Below are 5,016 nucleotides of genomic sequence, written 5' to 3'. Positions count from 1 at the left end.
TTTCTCGCTTGCTTGATCTGCGGCTAAGGCATCCTCGGTGGCCGCCGCTTCCATCTCTTCAAGCTGCAGTTCCAGTTGATCGATCAGCCGGGCGCGTCGTTCTGACGAGATACCGTATTTGTCACGGCGCAGTTTGGCGATCTCGAGCTTGAGCTCTTGGATCATCGCCTCGGAGCAGGAGACAACCGCGCGGGCCTGCGCCAGCTCGCTTTCCGCAACATCTGCACGGGCCTCTGCGGCGGCCAGGGCAGCGCGTAATTTGGCGAGTTCAGAGGCGGCATTAGACATGACCGATATTTACCAGCCGGGGCCGCGGAACACCAATAAAATCAGGTTTTCTGGCCTGAATTAACCAGCCTTTGCAGGGCGTTGTGTCCAGCGAGGATTGCGCCAGTCGATGCCCTCCAGAAGATAGCCTAACTGCGCCGCCGATATCTGCACCGCTTCGCCCGACCGGCTCACGGGCCAGATGAACTTGCCTGCCTCCAGGCGCTTTAGATAAAGCGACATGCCCACGCCATCATGCCACAGGATCTTGACGAGGTCGCCCTTACGACCTCGGAAGCAAAATATCTCACCCGCATGGGGATCGCGGCCGAGCCCTTCTTGCACCTGTAGCGCCAGCGTGTTCATGCCCCGCCGCATATCGGTGACGCCGCCTGCGATCCACACCTTCACGCCCGCCGGAAACGCGATCATTGCCGATCCACCACTGCCAGAATCCGAGCAAGCGCTTCGGACTCCACGCCGATCGGCACGATGAGTCGACGCCCATTCGGAAGGGCTACCTCAGCCCGACAGTCCGGAGATGGAATGGCATCGATCGGATTTACCTGCGACGCGGAAACTTCCTTCGGCACAGTCACCGGCGCGAACGATACAGAGCCAGAAGACCCAAGCTCACCGTTTCGATACTGCCGCCGCCAAGTCGTCAAAAGCGACCGGCAAATGCCGTGTCGCCGCGCCGTGGCTGTCACCTGACGGTGGCCAATAAAGCTTTCTTCCACAATGCGCAGTTTGTCATCATCCGACCAATGCCGGCGGCGTTCACCATCGGCAGCAGACAGAACTTCGATTTGAGGGCGGTTGATAAAGTCGGACATAAGGTCGGACTTACCATCGGATCGAGCCTGAGATCAGACGGCCGTCGCCGGAGGTTTACAATAGCTAAGTCGAAAGTTGTCCTTAAAACATGCTTAGCTGCGAATATTTGCGAAAGTGTTAAATATTAGAGCAAAGGTAATCCTCGTCTTTCACTGCTCAAATAGCAGCTTGCGTCTCTCATGATAAAGGTTCCAACGCCAGCTTATCTCTGAGCTACAACAACCGGGCGTCCATCTTCGCGTCATTCTAGCATGCCGCCTTCAAGCCTTCGCGCGTTAAGACCGTGCCCGCGCAGGACAGCAACGGCTTGGTGGGCATAGACGCAGTATGGCCTGCAGCAATAGGCGACGATTTTGGCATCTGGCGCCAGCGAAGGAAGAATTCCATCCAACTCCGCCAAAGTAACATTGCGCGCCCGGGAATGGATCGGCGGCGTATTCGTCCGAAGGTCTGTGCTAGACAATCCGGAATGCTCCTTTTCATGTTTGAGGCCTTTCTTTCTGCCGAACCCATTATCCGCCTTACTGCCTTTCTGGGTGTGCTTGTGGCTATGGCCCTGTGGGAAGTCGCGGCGCCGCGGCGTCGGCGGGAAATCTCAAGGGTGATCCGTTGGTCAAACAACCTCGCGCTGGTGGCCGTCGACACAATCATCTTGCGGCTCTCATTTCCGATCGTAGCGGTCGGCCTTGCCGTCATGGCTGAGGAACGGGGCTGGGGGTTCTTTAATAACTTTGCCTTGCCCGTCTGGGTGGCCATTGCCGCCTCAATGCTGCTTCTGGATCTAGCGATCTACCTTCAGCACGTGATGTTCCACGCGGTCCCCGGCCTCTGGTGGCTGCACCGCATGCATCACGCCGATCTCGACTTCGACGCGACAACGGGGTTGCGGTTCCACCCGATCGAAATTTTGATCTTAATGGGCATCAAGCTCGCGGTAGTCGCCGCCCTCGGTCCGCCCGCCGTGGCAGTGCTGCTGTTCGAGGTGGTCCTGAATGCGACTGCGATGTTCAACCACGCCAATATCAACCTGCCGCGCCCGGTGGACCAGATACTGGGCCTCTTTGTGGTAACCCCTAACATGCACCGTGTTCACCATTCCGTCGCCCCACGTGAGACCAACTCGAATTACGGCTTTAACCTGTCGTGGTGGGACCATCTTCCGGGGACATATGTCGCCCAGCACGCCAAGGTGCATGAAGGGATGGAGACAGGGATTGAGCAGTTCCGCACGCGCCGCGACCTCTGGCTTGATCGCATGCTGATCCAGCAAGTTCGCGGCCCAGCGTCGGGCGGCGCACTCGACCCGAAGGTCACGACGAAAGAGCCTGTCGACTGATCAGAGCTCATCCGTAATTGGCTGGGCGAGCAAACGCAGGCGCGCCTGCTTCCTGCCGCTGCAAACACCCCTGATGTGTGAGGGCGATGTGGCAACGCCATACGGTGCGGCCCGTCATATTCAGAATTGCGTGCGAGACACACCCGCGTTGTCCGACAGTTCAGCGGGCCAAAAGCGCAGAGCTGCTACGATCCCGCACGCGGCCAGGCCCCCCAGCAGTATCAGCGCTGGAACCGTTCCGAATGCGGTCATGGTCCAACCTGCCAAAGGATAAGTGAGCAGCCAGCAGGCATGGGACAACGCGAATTGCGCTGCAAATACAGCAGGCCGGTCTTCTGGCTGGGCCGATCGGCGCAAGAGACGGCCCGATGGGGTCAGAACCGCAGAATTGCCCAGACCGATGAGCAGCCAGATTGCCAGCAGAAGGGGCCAAGATAAGCCGAAACCTATAATGCCCGCTGCGATTCCAAACAGAGCCGCGACCATCAGCCAAGCCCCCGTCAGCATGACGGGTCTGTCGGGAAATCTGTCCAGCACTTTGGGCAGAGCCAGCGCCGCGCTCATGCTGCCAGCCCCGTAGGCAAACATCGATCAAGCCAGTGCCGCATCATCAAGGCCCAGTTGCCCCCGCACCAGCACGACCGAGTTCACCAAAACCATCGCGCCCGCAGACGACACCGCGAGGTTCAGCCCCAGCAGCCCGCGCAACCGGGGCGTTGCGAGGTAGATCCTTAGCCCTCGGGTAGTCCGATCATAAATCCCGCGGGGGATTGTCGCTTTGGGGCCGGGCAGAACGACCGTCAGCACCAGCAGCGCCGAGGCCCCGAACCCTACGACCGTCCCAAGAAACAGGGTGTTATAGCTCATCACCGTCAGCAACACAGCGGCCAGCGCGGGCGAGATAATATTCTCCAGATCATAGGCCAAACGTGACAGTGATAGTGCTCGGGTATAGCGCGCTTCGTCTGGTAGCACGTCGGGGATAGTCGCCTGAAAAGTCGGCGTGAAGGCCGCCGAGGCCGATTGCAAAAAGAAGATCAGGATATAAATCTGCCAAACCTCGGTTACGAAGGGGAGGGCAAAGGCCACCGCCGCCCGCACCAAGTCCAACGTGACCAAAAGAGCGCGGCGCGGCAGACGCTCGGCAAAGGCGCCAGCAATCGGCGCGATGCCGACATAGGCCACCATCTTGATCGTAAAGACCGTGCCCAACACCATGGCGGCCCGATCCCCGGCCAGATCATAGGCCAACAGGCCAAGCGCCATCGTTGCCAAGCCAGTGCCAAGAAGCGCGACAACTTGCGCGAGGAAGAGGTGTCTGTAGGTTCGATCCGATAGAACACCCAGCATAATGCCCTCAGAGGTAACGGGTGATGGTCTTAAGCTCGGCGCGGTCACTCTCGGAGCCGTCGACCTCAAGACAATGGTCGATGTGGTCATGGATCAAAACGCGCTTGGCGTTGGTCACGGCCTTCTCAACGGCCTGAAGCTGCTGCGCCACGTCGACGCAAGGCTTGCCTGCCTCCAACATCGCGATCACCGCACGCAGATGCCCATCGGCACGTTTCAGCCGAGCAATGAGGGCGGGATGACTTGCATGAATATGGGTGTCTGACATACTAAGACCGTATCCCCCTCGGGGGGATAGAGCAAGACGGCGAAAAGCGCCGCGTGATTGACGAGAGGGCAGACAGGACAGATGACTTTTCTACGGACAACTGGGCAAGCCGCTTTTGCGATGCTTCTCTGTGTGGCCGTGCTTGTCTGGTCCGTGGTGCCGACCTCCTCCCATGTTCCTGCGGTGTTGGTTGTTCTTCAAGATCATGAACAGATGATCGCGGATCACGGGCACTCTCACGGGTTAGAAGAAGACCTTGCTTGGGCCATGCATGGGCACAGCCACGACAGTGCGGACCATGATCATAGCCAAGCCGTCGTGTTTGGCCGCGCCTTGGCCGCGCAACCTGTTGAGGTCTACAGGGCCGCTTGGCGGCTCAGTGCCGCTTCTGCAAATACCTCAAGGGTCTACCTGATCGAACGACCGCCGCGCGTGTGACTGGCCGCGCCATTGGTGCTCCCATTCCTCACAAATCACATACGCGGAGTTCAATCCATGAACACAGTCCCACGGGGCTGGACCGATTTTGGCGTACGCCGGATCGCGATCCTGTCCCTTGTCACAATTACCTTGCTCATTCAGAGCGCAAGCTATGCCTTAGTGCTCTGAGTCTGACACTTCCTACCTGTTTCCGCGAGTTTCATCGAGCTTGTCCAGCGCGCGACGTTCCCGGGTGAGGATATCCTCTGCGGTTTTGGTCCATTTGAAGGGCCTTGGCTTCTCGTTGTGGTGGGCCAGATAGTCGTAGATCGCGGCCTCAAGATCATCGACGCTGGAATAGCTGCCGCGCCGGATGCGCCTTGATGTGATCTCGGCAAAGAAGCGCTCCACCAGGTTCAGCCATGACGCGCTGGTGGGCGTGAAGTGCAGCTTGAAGCGCGGATGCTTTTCGAGCCAGGCCTTTACCTCAGGCGTCTTGTGGGTGGCGTAGTTGTCGAGCACCAGATGCACATCGCGC

6 protein-coding genes and 2 pseudogenes are annotated in these 5,016 nt (G+C 59.0%); 2 read left to right on the top strand and 6 right to left on the bottom strand.

All coding sequences use genetic code 11. The features are described from left to right. The 3 genes and pseudogenes from A3722_RS01165 to tnpA all read right to left on the bottom strand — a co-directional run. Positions 1-288: pseudogene (locus A3722_RS01165) on the bottom strand (IS66 family transposase); the annotation flags it as partial. Positions 289-348: 60 nt separating this feature from the next. Next, on the bottom strand, positions 349-699 hold the full coding sequence (gene tnpB / locus A3722_RS01160; protein WP_067630184.1) for an IS66 family insertion sequence element accessory protein TnpB: 351 nt from the start codon (positions 697-699) through the stop codon (positions 349-351). Beyond that, entirely contained in the window at positions 696-1,103 is a 408-nt protein-coding gene (gene tnpA / locus A3722_RS01155) for an IS66-like element accessory protein TnpA (RefSeq protein ID WP_067626962.1), read from the bottom strand. The genes tnpB and tnpA overlap by 4 nt, the downstream gene beginning before the upstream one ends. Positions 1,104-1,585: 482 nt before the next feature. Between tnpA and A3722_RS01150 the strand changes: the two genes are divergently transcribed. After that, on the top strand, positions 1,586-2,440 hold the full coding sequence (locus tag A3722_RS01150; RefSeq protein ID WP_067626968.1) for a sterol desaturase family protein: 855 nt from the start codon (positions 1,586-1,588) through the stop codon (positions 2,438-2,440). A 120-nt stretch (positions 2,441-2,560) separates the two neighbouring features. On the opposite strand, the pseudogene A3722_RS01145 reads toward A3722_RS01150, so the two are convergent. Together A3722_RS01145 and A3722_RS01140 are read right to left on the bottom strand one after the other, a co-directional pair. Beyond that, positions 2,561-3,790 (bottom strand): annotated as a pseudogene (locus tag A3722_RS01145) (MFS transporter). 7 nt (positions 3,791-3,797) lie between these two features. Further along, complete coding sequence (locus tag A3722_RS01140) at positions 3,798-4,058, bottom strand: metal-sensing transcriptional repressor (protein WP_067626964.1); 261 nt, start codon at positions 4,056-4,058, stop codon at positions 3,798-3,800. 81 nt (positions 4,059-4,139) lie between these two features. Between A3722_RS01140 and A3722_RS01135 the strand changes: the two genes are divergently transcribed. After that, positions 4,140-4,496 carry a hypothetical protein gene (locus A3722_RS01135; RefSeq protein WP_067626966.1) on the top strand — a complete coding sequence of 119 codons (357 nt, stop codon included), beginning with the start codon at positions 4,140-4,142 and terminating at the stop codon, positions 4,494-4,496. A gap of 183 nt (positions 4,497-4,679) precedes the next feature. Here the strand turns inward: A3722_RS01135 and A3722_RS01130 are convergent. Then, positions 4,680-5,016: transposase (locus A3722_RS01130; RefSeq protein WP_201721932.1), on the bottom strand; the 337-nt coding region annotated here is incomplete at its 5' end.

The organism is Sulfitobacter sp. HI0027 (assembly GCF_001634775.1).
In the GTDB taxonomy this organism is placed as follows: Bacteria; Pseudomonadota; Alphaproteobacteria; order Rhodobacterales; family Rhodobacteraceae; genus Sulfitobacter.
The sequence above is the reverse complement of the archived record's forward strand: the minus strand, read 5'-3'. Positions and strand labels throughout refer to the sequence as shown.